At 37.5% G+C, this 21,313-nt stretch carries 23 protein-coding genes; 3 read left to right on the top strand and 20 right to left on the bottom strand.

Annotated features, from left to right (window positions below; all coding sequences use genetic code 11):
* Positions 1–99 precede the first annotated feature (99 nt).
* The 15 genes from ACHHZ6_RS15830 to ACHHZ6_RS15760 form a co-directional block, all read right to left on the bottom strand.
* The gene (locus ACHHZ6_RS15830; protein WP_395122636.1) at positions 100–1,398 is read right to left on the bottom strand and encodes a hypothetical protein; all 1,299 of its coding nucleotides are present in this window, start codon (positions 1,396–1,398) and stop codon (positions 100–102) included.
* Positions 1,385–1,696: a hypothetical protein gene (locus ACHHZ6_RS15825; RefSeq protein ID WP_133052131.1), complete on the bottom strand. Its 312-nt coding sequence runs from the start codon at positions 1,694–1,696 to the stop codon at positions 1,385–1,387. Before ACHHZ6_RS15825 ends, ACHHZ6_RS15830 begins: the two co-directional genes overlap by 14 nt.
* A 56-nt stretch (positions 1,697–1,752) precedes the next feature.
* Positions 1,753–2,043 carry a hypothetical protein gene (locus ACHHZ6_RS15820; protein ID WP_032659434.1) on the bottom strand — a complete coding sequence of 97 codons (291 nt, stop codon included), beginning with the start codon at positions 2,041–2,043 and terminating at the stop codon, positions 1,753–1,755.
* Between the two features lie 40 nt (positions 2,044–2,083).
* Entirely contained in the window at positions 2,084–2,557 is a 474-nt protein-coding gene (locus ACHHZ6_RS15815) for a hypothetical protein (RefSeq protein ID WP_032659437.1), read from the bottom strand.
* A 56-nt stretch (positions 2,558–2,613) separates the two neighbouring features.
* Entirely contained in the window at positions 2,614–5,436 is a 2,823-nt protein-coding gene (locus ACHHZ6_RS15810) for a hypothetical protein (RefSeq protein WP_395122633.1), read from the bottom strand.
* On the bottom strand, positions 5,433–7,124 hold the full coding sequence (locus ACHHZ6_RS15805) for a hypothetical protein (protein WP_395122631.1): 1,692 nt from the start codon (positions 7,122–7,124) through the stop codon (positions 5,433–5,435). Before ACHHZ6_RS15805 ends, ACHHZ6_RS15810 begins: the two co-directional genes overlap by 4 nt.
* Before the next feature lie 2 nt (positions 7,125–7,126).
* Positions 7,127–7,564 carry a hypothetical protein gene (locus ACHHZ6_RS15800; RefSeq protein WP_032659446.1) on the bottom strand — a complete coding sequence of 146 codons (438 nt, stop codon included), beginning with the start codon at positions 7,562–7,564 and terminating at the stop codon, positions 7,127–7,129.
* Position 7,565: 1 nt separating this feature from the next.
* Positions 7,566–7,865: a hypothetical protein gene (locus ACHHZ6_RS15795; RefSeq protein ID WP_039261831.1), complete on the bottom strand. Its 300-nt coding sequence runs from the start codon at positions 7,863–7,865 to the stop codon at positions 7,566–7,568.
* A 14-nt stretch (positions 7,866–7,879) separates the two neighbouring features.
* A complete protein-coding gene (locus tag ACHHZ6_RS15790; RefSeq protein ID WP_395122629.1) occupies positions 7,880–9,712 on the bottom strand; it encodes a phage major capsid protein in 1,833 nt (610 codons plus the stop codon).
* Positions 9,663–11,153, bottom strand: coding sequence for a phage portal protein (locus ACHHZ6_RS15785; RefSeq protein WP_395122627.1), 1,491 nt, complete (start codon positions 11,151–11,153; stop codon positions 9,663–9,665). The genes ACHHZ6_RS15790 and ACHHZ6_RS15785 overlap by 50 nt, the downstream gene beginning before the upstream one ends.
* Entirely contained in the window at positions 11,153–11,695 is a 543-nt protein-coding gene (locus ACHHZ6_RS15780) for a M55 family metallopeptidase (protein ID WP_142978071.1), read from the bottom strand. The genes ACHHZ6_RS15785 and ACHHZ6_RS15780 overlap by 1 nt, the downstream gene beginning before the upstream one ends.
* Positions 11,696–11,712: 17 nt before the next feature.
* Positions 11,713–13,602, bottom strand: a complete 1,890-nt coding sequence (locus tag ACHHZ6_RS15775) for a terminase gpA endonuclease subunit (protein ID WP_395122626.1) — start codon at positions 13,600–13,602, stop codon at positions 11,713–11,715.
* Positions 13,517–14,059, bottom strand: a complete 543-nt coding sequence (locus tag ACHHZ6_RS15770) for a hypothetical protein (protein ID WP_395122625.1) — start codon at positions 14,057–14,059, stop codon at positions 13,517–13,519. The genes ACHHZ6_RS15775 and ACHHZ6_RS15770 overlap by 86 nt, the downstream gene beginning before the upstream one ends.
* 141 nt (positions 14,060–14,200) lie before the next feature.
* Positions 14,201–14,578 carry a hypothetical protein gene (locus ACHHZ6_RS15765; protein ID WP_395122623.1) on the bottom strand — a complete coding sequence of 126 codons (378 nt, stop codon included), beginning with the start codon at positions 14,576–14,578 and terminating at the stop codon, positions 14,201–14,203.
* 44 nt (positions 14,579–14,622) lie between these two features.
* On the bottom strand, positions 14,623–15,297 hold the full coding sequence (locus ACHHZ6_RS15760; protein ID WP_177317311.1) for an EAL domain-containing protein: 675 nt from the start codon (positions 15,295–15,297) through the stop codon (positions 14,623–14,625).
* A gap of 197 nt (positions 15,298–15,494) precedes the next feature.
* On the opposite strand from ACHHZ6_RS15760, the gene ACHHZ6_RS15755 reads away from it, so the two are divergent.
* The 3 genes from ACHHZ6_RS15755 to ACHHZ6_RS15745 all read left to right on the top strand — a co-directional run bounded on the left by ACHHZ6_RS15755 (position 15,495) and on the right by ACHHZ6_RS15745 (position 17,550).
* Positions 15,495–15,830, top strand: coding sequence for a hypothetical protein (locus ACHHZ6_RS15755; RefSeq protein ID WP_252056029.1), 336 nt, complete (start codon positions 15,495–15,497; stop codon positions 15,828–15,830).
* A gap of 128 nt (positions 15,831–15,958) precedes the next feature.
* Entirely contained in the window at positions 15,959–16,681 is a 723-nt protein-coding gene (locus ACHHZ6_RS15750; RefSeq protein WP_252056030.1) for a hypothetical protein, read from the top strand.
* A 188-nt stretch (positions 16,682–16,869) separates the two neighbouring features.
* On the top strand, positions 16,870–17,550 hold the full coding sequence (locus ACHHZ6_RS15745) for a hypothetical protein (RefSeq protein WP_395122621.1): 681 nt from the start codon (positions 16,870–16,872) through the stop codon (positions 17,548–17,550).
* 22 nt (positions 17,551–17,572) lie between these two features.
* On the opposite strand, the gene ACHHZ6_RS15740 is transcribed toward ACHHZ6_RS15745, so the two are convergent.
* The 5 genes from ACHHZ6_RS15740 to ACHHZ6_RS15720 form a co-directional block, all read right to left on the bottom strand.
* Positions 17,573–17,863 carry a hypothetical protein gene (locus ACHHZ6_RS15740; RefSeq protein ID WP_177317308.1) on the bottom strand — a complete coding sequence of 97 codons (291 nt, stop codon included), beginning with the start codon at positions 17,861–17,863 and terminating at the stop codon, positions 17,573–17,575.
* 45 nt (positions 17,864–17,908) lie between these two features.
* Positions 17,909–18,238: a hypothetical protein gene (locus ACHHZ6_RS15735; RefSeq protein WP_177317307.1), complete on the bottom strand. Its 330-nt coding sequence runs from the start codon at positions 18,236–18,238 to the stop codon at positions 17,909–17,911.
* Positions 18,239–18,269: 31 nt separating this feature from the next.
* Positions 18,270–18,653, bottom strand: coding sequence for a GIY-YIG nuclease family protein (locus tag ACHHZ6_RS15730; RefSeq protein ID WP_177317306.1), 384 nt, complete (start codon positions 18,651–18,653; stop codon positions 18,270–18,272).
* Between the two features lie 191 nt (positions 18,654–18,844).
* Positions 18,845–20,791, bottom strand: coding sequence for a hypothetical protein (locus ACHHZ6_RS15725; RefSeq protein WP_177317305.1), 1,947 nt, complete (start codon positions 20,789–20,791; stop codon positions 18,845–18,847).
* Between the two features lie 82 nt (positions 20,792–20,873).
* Positions 20,874–21,026: a hypothetical protein gene (locus ACHHZ6_RS15720; protein WP_256666921.1), complete on the bottom strand. Its 153-nt coding sequence runs from the start codon at positions 21,024–21,026 to the stop codon at positions 20,874–20,876.
* Positions 21,027–21,313 lie beyond the last annotated feature (287 nt).

The raw sequence follows: 21,313 nt of genomic DNA, 5'->3' as shown, positions 1-21,313 counted from the left end.
CTGACGGCGCTTAGTGCTGAATTCACTATCGGCGAAGGTGAGTTGATGGCTCATGATGTCCCTCTGGGATGCGCTCCGGATGAATATGATGATCTCATATCAGGAACTTGTTCGCACCTTCCTTAGGCTTTTCACTAACTTCTCACGGTTAGCTTTATAACCTTCATCAAGTTTAGCTAAATCGGCATTCATTGCCGCTTCATCACCCTTATAAGCACGTACTAAAGAATCTTTAATTGTTGCTCGTAGTTGCTTGTGAGTAGCATCAAGTGTATCAATCTGTGCTTGTGTCTTCTGCTTAGCTGAAAGATAAGGTTTCAACGCTGTATCAATAACACTTCTATCAGAGCCTTTATTGTATTCTTCTTTTTGTTTATCAAGTAGATTATGTGCGGCATCAAGATTAGCTAAAAGATTCTCAAAGGTTTTGTTATTGGCTTCTTGTTGCTTCTGCTGTTCCTCTACCATCTGAGCACCATAGATAGAAGAGTTTTTTTGTATCTGCTGTTGGTACTGTTTTTGGTATTCCTGTACTGCCTGTATACCCTGCTTACTCGTAGCGGCTGCGGCTGCTGCCACTGGCTTACTGTTAAGTATCTTAGTCATTAAATCAAGAATATCAGCAAGGCTTTTAGCAACAGGGGCAAGTGTTGAGTTTCGCCACGCATCCCACGCCCTTGATAGATTATTAGTTGCCGTTCTATATTCTTCAAATTGTCGTGATTGCTCTGCTGTTAACTGTATAGTTTCATTAGCAAGGCTATTTTGGTACTCTTGTTCAGTACTGAATTCTCTATATACAGTCATGCGTTTAGTAGCATCGTTAGCTACGGTTTCCATCATCTGTACAATCTGAGCCTGACTAAAGCCCATTTGTTTAGCTTGATAGTAAATCTTAGCAATAATATCTTCACCGTTTTCTGCTGCTTTCTGTAACTCAAACATATTCAACTTCAACGGTTGAATTACATCGGTTAGCATAGAGCCAGCGTTATTCGTGATAGCATCGCCTAACTTATCCTTAGCATCTTTCATCTGATCGGCTACTTGATCCATAGTCAGACCAACACCCGCAAACATATTAGCCGCCTGTTGTATCTGCACTATGCCAGTTTGTGATAGTGATGCTGCCTGAAAGACTTCAAACGCCTTTTCTGATTGAGCTTGAACGTTGGCTAATGTGGCGGCAATGGCGATACCTGCCACCCCTACCGCACCAGCGAAACCAGACATAGCTTTAGCCGTGGTTGATAGTCCGGTATTGAAACTACCGAACACACCGCCAGCACGATCCCCAAAATCACCTATATCATTTGCTGCGTTTTTTAATGATTTTTGTAATCCAGATTCATCACCTGTGATTTCAAATATCATTGATTGTTTATTATTGTTTGCCATTAGGCTTTACTCCCATCCAATTAAGCATGTTTGCTTTTTGTTGTTCTGCGATCTTCTTCTCCCTCTCTGCTTGTTGTTCAGCTAAGGTTTTATTTGAAATAATGTTCAATGAATCGAGTTCATAGATACTAAATTTCGGTATATCTTCTTTCTTGATATTGCCAGTACTTAACCATATTGCCTGTAGTAGTTCTGTATGCCTGATTTGTTCAATTTGTGATGAATCAGGATCAACCGATTCTTTGAAAACTAATAGGTAGAAGAAAAGCAAAACGGGCATAGTGTAGAGATCATCCACACTACACCCGCTGTTATACAATAAAGATAGTGATAGTCTGAGAATCGGATCGCGTCTTACTTTGCCTCTACATCCTCAACATTAAAGGATTTGGCAAACACATTACCGATCTCGGCATTTAGTTTAAGTTGTACTGTTAAATCAACATTCTGTTCAACTTGTTCAGGTGAATCAAAAATCTGTTTACCACTTTCATCAACCACACAATAGAAGATCGCTTTATATGGATCTGAAACTTCTGCGTGTTGGGTAATAGTTGGTAGTTTGATGTATACAGTACATTCTGGTGTTAGTACTACTGGTGTTAACTTCACACCAATAGCATTCATAAGATTAGTAAAATCCATTTCGCTTTATCCTTGTTAGTTGGTTTGTAGTATTTAGTACTTACGCACCAGTTACTTCACCAACCGCAATTGGAGCACCAGTAACGGAAACAACGAAATCACGAGTTACTACACCATCAAAATCACCGTTAACTACATCAGAACTTACATAACCGTTTACGATGCTGTAATAAGCCGCACCATCCTGATCATCAATATTTTGATAATAAGTTACTTTAACCTGGATTAGGGTTTGTGCTGCTGCGGCTGCCGCAAGCATTTCTTGACCTGTCGCACCTGGTTTCCAGTTAACAGTTAGAGTTAGATCCGGTACTGAACGAGAACCAAGCAATTTCTTAGCGTACTGTTGACCGAAAGTGTTCACACTAACAACGTTAGATTCCGCACCTGCCGCTGATGGAAAAGCACCAACTTCTTCAACAACAGTAAAGGTAGTTGCCTGACCGCCACCCGCTGGAGCATTAGCGATTTCAACTTTTACATTATTGCCTACAAAAATAGAATTAAAAGCCATATTTAATATTCCTTTATATATTTGGGGCATCAGTCCTTGATACCCCTTCTGTTTATTTATATATGTTGGTTGTAGTACTTCATGTAAAGTGCTAAACCTCTTAGTAGTTCACCTGTATAGAATCCAAAGAACATAGAGTTGTTCTGTGCTGTAGTAGGTGTTCCACTTCTGATAGCTGATGACCAGCCACCATTCATTACGTGATTAGCTGAAACTACGTTATAGTTCTGTTGAATTTCCGCGAATAGTAAATCAAGTAATTCGTGATCTGGATAACCTGCTATTGCCATCATTGAAGCACCAGCAAGCCACAAACCAGACATATGACCTGTAAAGCCATCATAGATAACTTCACCTGTATCTTTAAATCGTGTTGGTGCGTGACCATCATTATTTTTCATGAACCACTTTAAGTAATTCATCCAGTTCTTACAGTACGTAATAATGTTCTGTGGAATAGCATAATCACCACGTTGATATAGCTCATGAACTACATCACAACCTGCAAAGAACGCACGAGGTTCATAACCTGACCATGCTTCTTCGTACCAGTGCTGCATAATGAATTGATCCGGTTTACCATCAGGGGCATATGCTAAAGCGTCCTGACGGTTCCATACATAAGCCTGAGCACACGGGCCAGGTAAAGTAGGATGGAATTTATTAGTAAACCAGTCCTGAGCATCACATAAGAACTTAATACTATTATTTAGTCTGGTTTGATCAATTGTCGTACCCTTAAAGCACCAAATCGCGGGCAATTGATACCCAGGATATGGTAATCCACGCCAACCGGAATACAATTGAGCATATGGATCTGTGATGTTACTAAATGGTATTAGTCCTGGTGTATATGAAAGGCTATCAAGCATGTAATTACGGATTACACAATCACCTAAACGTGCTGTATATCCATTACCAGTACTATCATTGAATGTTAAACTTACTAATACTGAATAATCACCTGTACCACCATCGTTATAAAGTGCTGGTAAATCGTTAACACAATACCAGTCAATACGACCTGAGACACCATCAACCGGATCGGTATCAAGTAATAGTGTAAACTCTGTACGTCCTGTTAGTGTTGGTTGTCCTGGCTGTTCATCACCTTCTTCATGATCCGGTTGATAAGAACTCAATTTAAAATCAAGTACATTAAACATTTGTGTTACCCATGCCCCGTTGCTTGCTGGTAGCATAGCCCACCAACGCCAACCAAGATCATCAACGATACGGATATTAAAATCATCAGCATATGTTCTGTATGTGAAGCTGTTTAAATCCTGTGTTTCATCATCAAAGATCCAGAAACCAACTGTAGAACTACCGTCAGAATCCATAGTAGTAGAAATCACGTTGTCATAGTACGTTCCAGCGATACCAGATACATATTGTAAGGTAGTTACTGTGTTATCCCCATAATCGGAAATCATACGCATATCTGCTGTTAAGTACTGTCCACCGTCTGGTTTAGCAATACGTGTAAAATGATTCATCGGTATATCCATTGAAATAATACTATTATCAGTATTGGTAATGGGTAAACCGCAACGGTATCTTATAGCACCATCTTCTGTTTTAGTTTTATTCACTGTCATTGCTACAGCAAGGCTTAATGGTTTGCCAGTAGTATCAACACCACTATATTCAACATGGAAAGTTGAACTATTATTAAATTTGAACCATATAGATTGTTGTTCAAGTGTTGTTTGTGCTGAGGCACTTTGATTAATGACTATATAGCCATCTGAATCACGTGAATATGATGCTACTTGATTACTCGGATAGAAATAATCATATGAAATACCATCAGTAAACGGCGTTATAGCAAGAGTACTTTTACGAAAGAACATATCAAATTTATCAATATCGGAATATCCAATACATGTAAGTAGTGAGTTCTGCCATGCTAAGTAATAGATACGCTCGCCTGTGATATCCCATAGTAGCTTTGCCGCCTGACAGAACCACAATTCAGCATCTGATGCGTTATCAGCGAAATCAAGTGAACCGTAGTTATCAATGGGTACGTTTACTGGCCTGTTGTGCCAACGCTCATTACGCCCCATCAGATAACCACCCTCTGATACAGGGTTCTTTGTGGCGTAGTTGAATCGGTAATTACCGTTTATAGACGTGTCCTTGAGCTGGACTGTACCGATCTGGCTTGTTAGTCCTTCTGCCAGTACATCACCATTGCTATCTACCTTGCGGCCTGTGCGGTCAACAATCCAATCAACTTCATACGTTGGTGCTTTAGTATCCCAATCTATGGAATCTTCATTAGCTAACCATGCGTAGGCTGTTGCGTTTACCTGGTTCCAACCAAGCCCCGCTCTTTCAGGAAAGGCAAACCATACAGCATCGAGGTATTCACCGTAGTTAGGTGAACCATGAGGTATCTGTGTTTGTCCGTTTGTCCATGTGAACAATACGCCCTTGAACCCGCCGTGAGTTGGATACTCTGGATCTAATGGGTAATGTGCCAGTACTGGAGCCTTACCATTACAGATCCAGTTACAACGCAATGAACCGTTAGGTGGATCGGGGAACGCTACACCACGGAAGAACGCCATGTGATAGGCGTTGAAAAAGTCTTTAGCACGTTGTAGGTAGTACGGTTCTTTGGTTGCCTGATACGCATAGATAGCACCAAGAATTGCTAAGGATTGTCCTTCTGTGGTTGCGTCACCGTCCGGTTGTGCTTCCCATCCCGTTTCCGCTATAAAATGCCTGTTGTTACATATAACGTTTTGTGGGTTTAGTACATAGTGATCTGTTTTATTATCATTAACTAAACCAGTATTACGTTCTAAAAATTTCCAATGCCCTTCAATCATCTGTTGGGCATTGCTGATATTTTGTTTTCTTATCATTCTTGTAGATCCGCCATTAGTAAGGAGCCGTACCAGGTACTTCCTCCATCTATTGACAAGAATTGAATTACATCAATTGAATCTTTCGTAAAGGTTAATACTGGTTCACGCCCATAAGACCATTTAACATTAGAAGGCCATGAAATTTTATTTGCCCCTGTTCCTTGTGTTAATAACATCGTGATAGTTTGGCTGTTTAAATTACTCCCACTCGCATTTATAACACTGAGTTGTGTTACTGGTGCTGTTAGAGTTGCTTTGAAAACACGTTTACCATCAGACATATCAAGTTCTAATGTATCTTCTACGTTATTTATTGTTAGGAGGTCTTGAGTGATAGTTACTTTGGTATCAATGTTCGCTTGTAGTGCGGCATCTTTGGCATCAATTTGTGCTTTTGAATACGTTCCAACATCGTTATAGTTCAAGGTTACGTTACTATTAAGAGCATAACCGTTAATTGTAGTGATACGTAATGCAAACAATCCGTTACTTTCAGTACGGGAATACACATCACTAATATCTGCTGCTACTAATTGAATGTTAGTACCAGATAATGGCTTGTTATTGATTAAGAACGTCTTAGGCACATAAGTACTATTACTATATGCTAATGATGCCATATCAGTAAGTTGTGCTGCCGTTAGTGTGATATTGCTACTCAAAGGCAAACCGTTAACAGTAACCGTTTTAGCAACAAAGGTATTATTAACCTGTGTCTGTGAATACACATCAAGTATATCTGCCGCTACTAAGTTCAACGCCGTTCCTGATAATGCGTGTCCGTTTAACTGGAATACTTTCGGTACTACGTTTGAATCAATGTAGGTCTTAGAGTAAACATCACTAATATCTGCTGCTACCAAAGTAATGTTAGCTGTAAGTGCTTTACCATTGACAGTACGTGTGATTGGTACGTAGTTACTGAGATCGGTAGCTGCTGCCGCACCAAGTTCTGTTAGCGTTGGTTTATCAGCACTGGTGTAGACCTTGTACCATGCCCCGTTACTTGCTGTTGAGAAGTTACGAAAGTTGAGTACTGGCGTACCGGTTTTGCTCATTACCAATTGAGTACCGTTAGAACCATCAAGGTTAGTGATACCCAACATATCAACACCTGTTGGTGCGTTGGCTGCTGCGATCTTAACGAATGAGTTACCGTCACGGCCTTGATAGCTTGGAAACTCATTACCGTTCGAACCAACACCCCAATCACCGCGATAGAGTTCAACTACTGATTCATCAAGAATACCTGCTGATACCTGGCTTTCTGGTGTGAATACGTAAGAGCGGGTAACAACCTGATCCATATCCGACGTATCGGAAACGCTGGATAAGTAACCGTTGTAAAGCACATAGTTTACGGTAGTATCGTTTGAACCTTCATCAAGCATTTCTACTTTGACTTGTACTAACTGCTGAGAATCAACAACAGAATCAAGTACGGCGTTTTCACCTGGAATATAGTTAACTGATATAGTCATATCACCATATGAACTATCACCCGCTACTTTAGAGGTGTAAGTACTATTATATGTTTCTACAGTTGGAACAGAAGTTGATTCACTAAAACTTGGAAATGCTGAAAGGTTTTCTACTTGAACAAAAGTACGGGCATTTGGATCAACGTTGGTTGTATCGGTATTAATCCATACTGTAGTTAGATTCCCTAAAAATGTTTGAGCCATAATTATTCCCCATAGCTAAAAGATAGAGTTTGCGTGTGTACATAAGCGGTTTCCGTTGCTTCGGCTTGAGTAGTCATTAGGCTATCTTCAATACGGATATTGAATAATGGCATTGGAAGTTGCTGGTTTAGTTCATCAAAGAAACCAGATGTATAAAGTGCTTCAAGAATTTTTTCTATTTCATCTGAAGCACTTTTAAATGATTGTCCGACAGCTACAAACTCAACTCGAAATTCACATAAATTTCTAATAGTTGAAGGTACTATTTGATTGTTTACAATTTGATTTGCTTTAGCTATCTGTGTACGTTGTACAGAAGAATCACCAATGTAAACCATTGTAGTATTATCTACTGATGCTTTTGATGGATATTGTAAATTAACAATCACTGCTAATTTATTAATCAAATACTTTCTTATTGTATAGTCTGCCGTGAACATATTATATTTCCTCTTCTAAATCGATCTTGCGAACATAGTGATAGTTAGAGATACCGCTCGTATCATCATCTATTCTATTTACTACGTATTCGGTGTTATCAATCGTGAAGGTGCTATTTAGTTTAATTCCTGACTTAGCACTAAAATATGTTACGGTAGTTTTACTATCATCGAAAAAAAGCTCGTCTTGTTCAAAAATTGCGGTAATCGTTATTGATACACCATCTTGAACAATGACGAGCTTTTCACCAAAAGCATTAAGTAGTGACTCTGATTGTGAATTACTAAAAAATGCTCTCATTTGTCATCCTTGTATTAAGCTAACTTAAGTACTAGGAATGCTTCATCGTGTGCTAGAGCATGAGCCTGGAAGCTAAAGGTACGTAGAACGATACCCATAGAGTTACGTTGAGTTGTATCGTCACGATCCATAGTTACTGAACCCCATTGAGCCATAACGATATTTGACCAATCACCGAAAACAATAGCACCTGCGGCAACTTGAGTAGATTCAACAATACGTACTGAATCAGCTAGGATACCGTCACCCATATAGCCTTGTAGCAAGTACTTAGCAGAGGTGTTAGAACCATCTAGAGTAGTACGCAATACAGCAGCGGTAGTAGGGTGTACAATAGCAACTACATTTTCAATACGGACGTTAGCAGCAGCTAGAGTAGCTAGAGCACTAATAACATCTTGTTTAGTAATAGCAGCAGTTAGTGTAACTTCTGGAGCAGCAGCAACAACGTCAGTAAGAATTAGACGTTCTAGTTTTAGAGCAGCACCTTTAACCATTGCGTCTTGAATATATTGTTCAGCAGTAGACGCGGATTTAATTAGAGTACGAGTTAGTTCAACAGAACCAGTAAAGATTTCTGGCTTTAGAGTAATCTTCTCAAAAGCTGCGTTATAAGATGGTGATGGAGCACCTTCAGTAACATATCCGAAGTTATCGGTGAAATCAGAAGATAGTTTAGGTAGAACTAGATTACCCTCACCTTCTAGATTTGAGTATACTTGTACAGGTAGATTCGCAAATACTGATTGAGCACGTAGCACATCAATATAAGAATCAGCATATACTTCTTTAACTAGAGCAGCACCGCCAACAGTAGTAGAAGTACGAACGAAATCGCTCGCAGGGATTTCAGTTTTACCAGCAAAATTACCTTCACTTAGTGAACGAATTAGGCCATTTAATACGGATTTTTCCATTTTGATTTCCTTATCATGATTAGGATTTGTTTTTGTATTTAGTGTGCGTTTGAAGTCCTCAACTGAAATTCCATTTTCAATTGCTTCAGACACATCAATATTTAGAACTACGCCGATTGATTCCAATTCACGTTTACGTTCTACTTCATCGGTAGAATCTTCTGATTCAGAATTGGCAGTACTTTCTTGTACTTCTTCGCGTGTTTCTTCAACTTCGATTTTATTTATCATTCGTTCAAGCAAGTCTGGACGATTAGAAATTTGTTCTAATAGTTCTTCATCGCTCATACGCACTTCTTCAGTTTCAGTAATTTCTTCTTCTAGGGATTCTTCTACTTCTTCTTCAGATTCAAGTTCAGTACTAATTACTTCTGATTCTTCTTTAATTTCAGGTTCAGTACTTTCAATTTCGTTATCATCTTCCATGATCGTATCCTTCTGGTTGTCATCATTGTTATTTATCAATGAACGACCAACACCAGCAGTACAATCAGCAGGTACAGTTACCAGAGATATTTCATATGGTGTGAAACGAGTTACATAGATAATATTACCTTCAATACGGTAATCATTAACTGTGTAACCAAAGCTAATATGTGTTAATACGCCTTCATTGATTTGTTCCCATTCTTTTTCTGAAGCATTAGAAATCTGTAATACAGCACGACCTACTTTATCTGAATCAATACGTGCAGATAGAACCCTTCCAATCAAATGATCTCGATCATGATTGAAAAGAACTGCCCCTGAATTATTCAAACGCGATAGGTCTACATTTTCTGGATTACATAGAAGTATTTCGGTATATACCTTTCCTTCTATTTCACGTAATACGCCAGCTTCAGAACAAAAAGCAACTTCAACGGTACGATTATCAGAATTAATCGCCGTTGGTAGGGTTAGTTCCCTCGTCTGGTTTTTGTTTTTCATTTAGAACTTCCTTGTTCATATTTTTCTCATTTTCTATTTCTTGAAGTACAACACGTGGATCACCACCCATTTCACTAATTACCTGTGTACGGGATTTCAAACCTGCATCAATTGCAGCTACTTCACATTGGATATCCTTCAATGGATCTAGTGAAATAGGTTTAGTAGGAATATAGCGAGCACATACAAGATCGTCGAAATCAGAAAAACTTAATTTCAACTTACTATTATTTAGCATTTCGTTTTTTAACCAAGCCGTATAAATTGGCTTGAGTACTTTATTTATAAGTACATTAGTTCGAGTACTGAATGTTGTAGCTTGTAGGCGTTCGGCAAGTTTCGCAGCACTAAATGACGCATCAGCAGTACTACCCATTAGGGATTGCTTAGTTACATTTAAACCCATTGAAATATTATCAAATAGTACATCTGTGAATTCTGCTATACCATCGACACCATTACGAGGATCAACTGATTTAACATCTTGGTTAGCATTTAATTCAAAGATTGCACCAGGTTCTAAGTACTCATTATAAATCGCAGTATCTTGTTCACCTTCAGTTAGTGCTAATTCATTGTTGTTTCCATTATTGGTAATGAATGTGGTTACACTTGCTGAGATTCTTTTGGCAAGTAATGCCGCTTCCTGGAAGTTCTTGAGGTCAGCTAATACCTTAGTACTGGCAATTAGATCGGGTATGCCGCGTTCCTGTGTGGCATCATCCATAACAAAGTAATGTAGGATTTCACTTGCTGGTACAACTTCATAACTAGTAGCATCATATGTATATGTTACTGGATTATATTTAGCGAAATAGTAGTTTACTGGTTGACGGTACTTGTTATATTCAATTCCATTACTAATATATCCATCTGCCAGTACTGCGTTATTCAACTGAGTCAATCTAGCAGAATCAATAATTTCAATCTTGATAGAACGGTTGAAATTATGAATACGTACAAACGCTTCACCATCACGACAACGATGTTTTTCAAGTACTTGTGCGAATAGATCAAAAGTCATTGAACCATCAATAGAGAATTTATCAGCATCATATGCCCATTTATCAAAAATCTTTTCTAATTGTTGGTTAATGGTATGTTTGGTTTCTTCATCAACATCAATATCTACAGAGGGTTTTACATAGATACCATTACTGCCTACAACACCATCTACAGAAAGCATCATATACTTTCGTGCAATTGGGTTTACTAATGTTGCATCACGTGATTGATTACGCCATTCTGATAAATGCCATTTAATGATATTATTAATACTTACTGTATTTGTACCGACACCAAAGCCGAAAGTATTAATACCATTACTTGTAGTACGGATCTGGTTTAAATCACGCTGTAGTGTTTTACCAACATGTTCACGGACTTCATTTGTTTTCTGTACTGGTTTTGGTTGTTCAGGTTGTTTTTTCTTAAACCACATTAGCGAGTACCCCAACGATTCGGATAGTTAGGATCTCGGAATACGGTCATGCTCTTAAATGGTTTACTTGAACCAGATGTTGATTGACCATTCATTTTAGCCCATAGAGAATTAGCACGTTCAATATAACGAGCACGGATTGCTTCTAAGTTTGCTAATGACTCACTAACTAGAGTTTTGTTATTAATTGCAATGCTGTAATTCGCACCACCTTGTATTTTTGCTTCAATTACAGCTTCAACTTCTTCAATCATTTTGCGAATACGTGCGTATTCTTCAGTATGTTTAGTTGGATCGATTACTTCACATTGGGAAGTACTAGCAATGCCATCAGTAATCGTTGTACAGAATAGTTTCTCTGAAGCAACGTTAGTCTCGAAGGTGATAGTGAATGATTGTTCACTAGCACCGTCTTTATTATCTAATGTAATTGAATTACCAGTACTGACATATGAAATAACGAAAAGTGTTTTAGCAGGAATTGTTACTAGATAATCATATGGGTTTGAAACCATATATATCTTTTCTGGTAAAATTGCCATTTTATATCCTTATCATTTTACGTTTTTCCAAACCATTTTGCCCCCATACCAGTTCGCCTTGCACGTCTAGTACTTTGGGTAGGTTGTGATTCTTCTGATTTATTTATCTTTTGAGGTAATGATTTAGCTTTATGTTCTCGTAGTTTTCTGAACGGTTGAGTACCTAATTGTGATTGTGAATATACAATTGCTATCATTCCATATACGAGGCAATCCAAAGCCTCATTTCGCTTCTGTCCTTTCTTAAGTCGCCATACTAATTTACCCCCAGCAGGTTTTAATTCCTCTGAAGATAATTGTTCAAAGTAATCTGATGGAAGACTACTTGAGAATCGTAATTGAATTGGTGCGTTCTCTGCTTCAGTACTGAGCATCAAGTTTAAAAGTTTTCGAATAGTATTCTTTTGCTCATGAACATTTAGGATCTGGAGTTTATATCCTGCCTGTGTACTCTGTTTGAATAAGTCACTTGTAGTACTGCTAGAACCCTTAATAGGATGATACTTAGCCCAACGTGCGGTAAACTTCTTAACCGTATCCGTAGCGTTACCGTTCGATGAATCCACGAATACAGCAAGTGTAGGTACTATTCGACCGTCAATACTTCGGAAATCTTGACGACAAAACAGATCTAAGTCCTTCCATGCTTGAGATTCAATCTTTGTACAGTCATGACCATAGAAGAATTCATGTCCAAGTACATAAATGTTCTTTTCATCAAAACCTAATATAGTAGCTTCGAGGCGATCTAATTGTTGGTCTACTGCTATTGTTATACCTAAAGTACTTTCAGGTATTTTATGTAGATTAAATTCATCTTCACGTAATGATTCCAATCGAAGTATATCTAGTTCTTTTGCGTATTCATCTTCATAGGGTAATCCCAATTCATTATTATAAAATGTTTGAAGATTGAAATTATAAAGAGCATCGGCAAACTTACTAACCATTTCAGAAATAGTATTCAATGGGGAATACATACGTGATATTTGATAGCCAACTACACCCGGATCACCATCAGTACTTGTAGCCACCCATCGACCGTTATCAATCATTTGGTGGCGTGTATGTTCGTCTATCTCTTCCTGACAATGGGGGCAAATTAAACGAGTTGTAGTACTGTCTGGTATTGCTCGCCCGTTTTCAAGTTGCTTAAATTCAAAGGCTACTTGTTCCCATTCAAAAGTATACTCATGACCGCAAGTGTGAGTAACAAACCAACGGCGTTTATCGGATAAATTATATTCTGAGTTAATTAGATCATCTTTATATAATGGTGTACTTGAAATCACTACTAGAGCATCATCACCGAAAGTACTTGTTCGTGCTTCGGATAATTTGATTGGATTGCCCTCCTCTGTAATACCAACATTTGATACTTCATCTAGTAGTACTACCCTACATGTAATACCGCGTAGGTTCCCTGGAGTATTCAAGTTAAGCCAGTATACGAAAGTACCGTTGACCATTTGTGTTTGTTTGGCGTTATTAGCGGCGTTCTTATCGTTCTTATCTGTTACTAAAGGCTTCAGTACTTCACTCGTTTCAATAGCAGGTAGAAATTTACCGTCCTTGAATTTCTTTACTTCAGATTCAGAACTACTACCAAAAGCAAAATTACATGGATCATTTGCCATAAGGTTAAATGCTATTGATTGTAGTACTGTAGTTTTGAGAAGTTGTGAACATGATTGTAGAACTATCTTTTTTGTACTCCTTTGTTGAGCAATATCCATTGGTTCTCGTTGGAAACTAAATGGAACCCAATCAAGCCCCATATTCGGTCCATCAACAAACTTAACTACACCATTACTAATCCATTCACTCGTTTTCTGTATCTTCGGCGGTTGTATCGTCGGGAGTACTCTCTTTAGTACTTTCGTTAATTTCTTCTTGTTCGTTTCCATCTTCTAGTATTTCTTCATCCGTGGGTAGTTCAAATTCCATGCTTCCTAGCTGGAATAAAGTACTATCAATATGTTGTTTTAATATATCTCTTAAATCTTTCGCGTCTGTCTGAGCAAATAGCTCTAAGTATGTTTTACTTGGGATTGCCCTCATCGCGGTTTTAACTTGAAATAGATATTCAGTTAGTACTTGTTCAAGATATTCAGTACTAACTACTGTTCCATGTTTCATCTGTAATTCAAGTTCTGATAAAGCTGCCTCTGCCTTTAGTTTACGTAGGCGTTCTTGATCTATTTGTTCGCGTGTATCAGTATTACGCAATGGTAGAATAACGTTCTGTACTATCCATGCTCGTGTATCAGCTTCTTCAGTACCTTCACCAATTGGCATACCCTGTGCTTTCCATTCGCGAACGGTGGATTCGTTGTATCCGTACTGCTTCGCAAGCTGATTCATGCTAATGTTCTTATTCATTTCGATATCGTTTCGCCTCTTTATTATTTTTTCACATATATTTAAAACAAAGTGCGTCGAAATCTACGCGGTGTTTTAAAGCCCAAAGAGAACCTAAATGAAAAAGGTTCTCATTTTGTTGAGTTATTTTTCTTCTCTGAATTGATTGATCAATAGAGCAATTCGATAGTTATCTATAGGTCTACCGTTCAATGATTCATCTTGTATTAGTTCCTGAGTCAAGCAGTGTAGATAGTCGAGGTGTACACGCTCTGAGCCTTTGTAATTGTCTATTGTGTTCCAGTCATAAACCCATCTACCGATTGTGTAGCTGTGCTGGTGATTCACTGTGATGTATTTATAGCTGAGTACTAAACGGTGTTGGTTGATGAATAGCTTGTATGATTCATCAAACGTGATTTGAGCGTTGATTAGCTTATCTGAACGTGAGTACTCGTAGCCTGTATAAGTACCGTCTATGATGCTGGTAGAGCCTTTAGGGAAGTGTAATGTGATGTTCATAGGTATACCCCATAGTTGATGTCTATAGGGTATTTACTATGGTGTTAGAGAAGGTTGTGTATCTTGTTAAACGGTACTGATCGGTACAGGTATCCTTGTACTGCCGTTACTCCAGCATCGCGTAATACTGGTAGCTCTTGGCGTTGCTCTACTCCCTCCACGATCACATACGGGCAGTAGTTCATGATGTTCTTCATCAGTACGTTGAATGTGGGTTTCTGTACTTCCTGACGGTAGAACGCTCTATCAAGTTTTACCGCCTCATAACATCCAGTAGTTAACGCCGCTACGTTAGCCCGACCGGAACCAAGGTCATCAAGAAACAATCGATAGCCTACGTTTAACAGGGTACTAAGTACCGGGTGTTCAATACCCAATTCCAGCCCTTCAAAGTTCTCTGAGATCTCAAGCCTGATGAAATCCAGCTTATCCAATAACTCAATAATCTCCCTGTCAAAGACACAAAGCCGTGCCTGTACGGTATCAACGTTAACGGTACAGAAAAGTCGGTTATCTCTGAACCATGACGCATGAACTTCTACATTCTCTAATTGTTGTTTGAGTAGTTCCTTCTTCCCTTCGACCGTCATAGCCATGATGAAGTACTTACTGTTCAGTACTGGCAGATCTTCACGATGGAAGCGGGTTAACAGTTCACAGCCTATGAGCTGGCCTGATGTTGTCATGATTGGTTCTGCTATGAAGGTTGTATTGATCATCCCTGCTTATCTCAAAAATTGGTTAATGATCAATTATTGATCGTTTTTAGATATCAATGAAAGACTAACCACACTAAAGAAAATTACTTAACTTATTGAAAATGATCGTTTTTATGTGATTCTTAGCGTTTCGTATTGATCAACACAAAAACACTGTATAAATTTACAGCATCATAATCTCATCGAAGGGCAGGAAAATGGGTAATAAGAATTCGTTTGATTCAAGCGTTAGAAAAGGTGTTCAGGTGTATTGGCAGTGTGGACAACGGATAGTGGTTGTTCATCCTGGAGGGTACTTAGAACGCATTGAAGACGGGCAATGTGTCTTGTTCGAGACAACACCTCATGAGGATGGTACTCGTTTGTACTGGTTCGGTGTGACTTCAAGTAACGCATACTACTTTATGCTTGAGGTAGCTCAGCCAGTGGATATCTTTGCTGTTGGTAGTTGGTTCTACGCACAGCAAGCTATGTTGGAGGCACATTATAAGGATGATGCATTCTGTGATATGCAGGGTGAATTACCGTTCTAACTTCACGCTACACCTACACCACAACAAACCAAACCCCTTTGTAGATGTAGCGTGAAACCGGAGTGTACGTTATTCGGTGATTAATGGTAAAGTGATTGCATTACCTTTTATAAATTTAGGAACATCCTATGATAGACTGTAGAAAAGCTAATATCGCTCTTATAATAATAGTTTCTACATTATTAATAATTACATGCTTGGTACTTATAAAGTTTCTTTTTTCTGGCAATGAAGGTTTCGAGTGGGGTTCGGTTAGTGACTGGTTTAGTTCTATCGCTAATCTCATTATGGCAGGGGCAGCCTTGTATGCTGCATGGAACGCTAAACAATGGTTCTCTCAAAGATCTCATACTACGGGTTTTGATAAAGCAGAAGAGATCTTAGCCGTAACTGACCATCTATACAACACAACATATAAAACTATAGAAGATATTTATCAAGTTGTTAATTACCTCAAGGAGTTGAATAGTGGTTTGAAGAAACCAGATCAAAAAAAAGCTGATGAATTTGAGATATCCGAAAATAAACATAGAGAATATATATCAAAAATTGACAACTTAGTAATAGAATTAGAACTTATGGAACGATGGTCAATTCAAGTAGAAAATAAAGACATTATACTTGCAGTCACTAAGTCACTTAGGGATGTTAACGCATCTGCGTGTAATGTTTATATTTCTGCTCAATCAAGCCTTTTTGATTATGCCAATAATCACCAAAAAGGTTTTGAGTTTAGTAGGAAAAACTTCAATCAACACTACGAGGAATATTTACAAAGTTTGGCTGCATCAGAGAGTGCCTACAATATATTCAAAAAGCAGAAATTTATAACGTTCTTTAAGGTGAAGTAACCGTTTCGGCCATTGATTATCTACGTTCAGGAGTAGTTGGTTCATGATTAACAAATGTTATGAAGTATCACGCCACACCTACGCCTAACAAACCAAAACCCCATTGTAGATATGGCGTGAAACCGGAGTGTACTCGATCATTTACACATTGGTAAAGTGATTTATAATTAGTATCAGGAGAAATTAGAGTGAAAGATAAAGAAGAAATTAGTATACGTCTAGAAGATAGAGAATTCTTTAAATGCTTTTTCAACGATGATGTTAAGATATTCAAAGAAGAATCACGGCATCATAAAATGTTAGGGCTGGCATTAGAAAAAGCTCATGATATTAGAAAGTTTGAAATAGAATTGTATTGGAAACGAGCCACCTATTTCTTCGCATTTTTCACTGTAGTTACAACTGCTTTTGGGCTAACTTTATCTAATTACCGTTATAGCCATCTTGCCCCAGCCATTGCCATAATTGGCGTTGTATTTTCTTGCTGTTTTTATTATGTAAATGTTGGCAGCAAGTATTGGCAAGAGAACTGGGAATTTATAATTGATAAAATTGAATACTACATAACAGGAAATCTTTACAAAGCATTTTTTTTCGAAAGTGAGCATACAAAGCGACCATCAGTATCAAAAATAAACATTTATCTTAGCAAGTTTATTATAGCTGTATGGCTCGCATGTTTTTGTTATTCTTTTTATAATATATTTAGCAGCCATCTATGTTTTTCTATCTTCTACTTCCTCGCCTTTATATATTCTATTGGAACAACATTATTTTATTGTGATAAAAAAATAAAAGACACATCGAATAATGATGACAATCGTATTCGTCAATTCAGATTTAGAACTCCAAGATATAAAAAATCATAGTTTGTAATCGGATATACTCCCCCTATACCTTTGAAGGGGGATTATGAAGACTCCAGTATAAATTGACATATAAAATATTCATTGCCTTAATTATTGTATCCAGTTCTGGATTTACCAATGATTGCTGGAAGTAAGCAGCCTCATCATCTGGCAAGTTCAGATAGTAGTTCATATCTATTGGTTCTTGCTTGTATGTACCATGTAGCTCTATTACCAAACCACTATCGCCATCAGTTTCTATTCTTAACGTGTCTGTAACGTATAGAAAGTAAAATGAATCATCTTCATAATTTTGGAATTCTGTTCGTAGCATATATAAATCCTGTTATTAGTTAATCTTTCTGTGTATTTAATAATATTATTGAATAATGTCCCTACAGTACATCAAATGATGATACTCACTATCTAGTAGTGGATAACCTTCAATTGTTGGTTGTGCCTTTAGTCCTGGTAGAAACATATCCCATAGTATCTTTTTACTCTGTTCAGTTTCATCTGTATTGAACCTAAGACCAAATACAGGTGAATAGATCATATCAATATCTTGCTCTGTGTTTTTAATTCTACAGTACTCATCATTCCAGAAATAGACAGTACCTCCTGATTTTAGAATAATACTTGTTAGTACTTCATCTACATAACAGCGGTACTCTGCACCCCACTCATATTCAACTTTTTCAATATCCATACATCAAGGTCCTTGTTAGTGTATATGGTATTTACCATTGGAACATTGGTGTTTGTGGGGGTTGATAAGTACTTTCATCATAAACACAAATATAACCAAGATATGTCAATTGTGAAATTAGCTCGTATTGATAACCCCACTCATAGCATTCAGTATAACCTACTGGCATTGCTTCACGGCTGATACCTGCTAGATATTTTCTGTTTCTTACATGAATCCTCTGCTCATCAAACAAGTACCCAATTATTTTAGATTTGTGTTCGAATAAACGGAAGCCAGAGTATTCATAATGAATATTAGATCTTTCTAGCTGTTTCATACGTTGTAGTATGTTTGATGTATATCCAACTTTTACACTAAGTTCTTTTGTGTGCTTATTCTGTACAGTACACATATATATGAATTGTTCTTTCATTTAGATTCCTCGTATAGAGGCGATAAATAGTGTGTTATCAATGTGGCGGCCTTCGGGCTGCCTTTTTTATCGCCTGTGTTTTTTTTGTTTTGTCACGCCTACGGCTTAGATCAAGAAGTAAGGTAGATTTTGTCACAGAGAGATCTATAATTATAATAATACTATATACTCTGTCTGTGACAAATCAGGAGTTAGGCAGCATGTAGAGCCATGAAGCGTGTACGTAGGGCGGCAACGTCACCGATGAATTTTCGTTCTGCTTCTTTCTCTACTGCTTCCTTGTCAATCTCAATCCCGCTTAGGGTTGTGTACTTCACCGGATAAGTACTGTAACGATCAATCTTACGCATCTGACATACTGCCTTTATGAATGCTGGAGTGTTAGCACTTACACGGTTTTGTACTCGTTTATCAAGAGTAATATAACGGTTTATGATCTTAGCCTCTTGACCTGATTTTACTACTAAATCCCCCCTTTCATATTGAATCACTTGTGACCATAATTTGTTTTTCTTCATACGGGCTTTATCACCATCAAATAGTTCTTTTAATACATGACCAATAATAAGATTACTTAGAATTGACATATCAATGAAAGATAGTGAATCATCGGGACATTCTTTAGCAATGTACATTAGTACTTTATTCCTAATATTAGAATGTTCATCCACATAACTATAATCAGCCCATACGCGACTAATAAAACTCTTATCACTAATAACACCATGTACTACTTGTTCAATTTGAGTTGGTTTCAAACCAGCCTTTAGAAGTTTATCAATGCTTTCACGTATCGCATCATACTCTTCATGTTTACCCGCATATTTAAATGTTCCGCAACGATAACTATCAACTAAACTAGAAAGTACTTCATCACGTTCTTCAGCTTGTTCACGTTTGATAATTGCCATATCAGCACGGATTGATTCAGCTACATTATTATCACCAGATATCAATACAGGCGGTTGTACATTGAAATCATAATCCATCATATGATACTCAAACATACCACGATCATATACTGTTTGGTGGAAACGGTGATCGGCATATGCCGCATCAATGCTTAGAATATCAACTATGAAAGCATCACTTTCACGGTCATAGCGTAGATGACTACCTTTTACATCTTGCGAGTACTGTGCCTTGAAATTATCTTTGAATACCTCATTAGTAAAGCCTCTGTAACGGTTTGTAACGCTCTCTGCGAACATCTGAGCATCAGAAGTATAAGTATCTATATCAAAGTCTGGAAGCGTACTAGAATCACGTACAGGCACTATATAATGAACAGTTTTCAACATCGAAACATTACGAAATCTATTACAGAATTGTTCTATACCATCTGGATCAGTATTACCATAGATAAAGATATCTACGTGTTCTTCATTATCCTCGATTGATAACCCTTCACGTATACTATCAGTACCAATGATCAATTCATAATCATGATCACCATTAGTCATTAGTTTTGACTCAAAGAATGATTTTACGTTTTCTTCTTCTTTTACTTCTGAAGAAACTACTAACGCTTTATCACCATATTTTTTAGCAATACGTTTACATAGTTTGATATCATTCACAAGAGCAATAGAACGGCGTTTACCTTTATTGGCAAGAATCATAGATTCTAATACTGCTTTACCGTTTCTATCATAGTAGTATGTTTTGATTTCTTTCATTGCTTCTTGTTGTTTGTGTACACGATATACACGATCAATATTGAAACTGTTAAAATATTCAGATTTGGTAGTACCGGACATTAGAATAACAGATTTGAAGTACTTGAATGAATCAATTAGTTCACGGATTACTTTAGACTTATAGCTAAAGTCAGTATATATACCATGTGCTTCATCAATAGTTATTGTCATATCTTTGAAAACAGATTTATCAGTGGTGGACTGTACCATTGATACTATCGCGTTCCATGTAAGTACTCTAATCCCTTCAACACTACCAACAATACTAAGTAGTGGAGCACCAAAGAGGTTATTAGTTCTTTTTGCCAATGAGAAACTTTTACCAGTACCAACATCAGCAATTAGAAGTGTAACACCACTATCTAGTTCCATCTGCCCTAACATTTCTTCATTTATTCTTTCATCTGGTTTTAAGTACCACTCTTTTTTATAGTTCATATAACATCCTATTTTTTCTCGCGTTACTTCCTGTAATCGCGTTTCTACTCATTGTGTGGTTAGTAGACAACCATAATATAATTTATCCTTTTATCATCATTTGAGTAATCAAGTACTGAATACCAGCTGATCGGTTCTTTGCCTTACCTGTATCAACTAACATTTTTTGAATGGCCTCAGCTTGTTCTGTCGTGATACGAATTGATACTGGAATATCTTTGTTTTTCTTTTCCATAAATTTACCTTTTGCGTTACATAACTCGTCTTATTTCAAGTATAAAAGCAGCCCCTTTCAGGGCCATCTTTAATTAACAATAGGAGTAGTTATAATGTTATTACTACTATTTATTCTCTGTAGTTAGAGTGGGGATTTGGGCTATCTGGATGTTTTTCGACTTCATACAAATAGCAATATCTTATTATAGGACATAGATCCCCAAGTGTCCCAAGATACTTATATTATACCATGTAAACAAATCCCGTTTCATTTTTCTGTCTTACGTTTTATTTATCTTTTTTTGT

The sequence above is a fragment of the Enterobacter cloacae complex sp. 2024EL-00214 genome, from assembly GCF_043945575.1.
Classification (GTDB): Bacteria; Pseudomonadota; Gammaproteobacteria; order Enterobacterales; family Enterobacteriaceae; genus Enterobacter; species Enterobacter cloacae_P.
The sequence above is the reverse complement of the archived record's forward strand: the minus strand, read 5'-3'. Positions and strand labels throughout refer to the sequence as shown.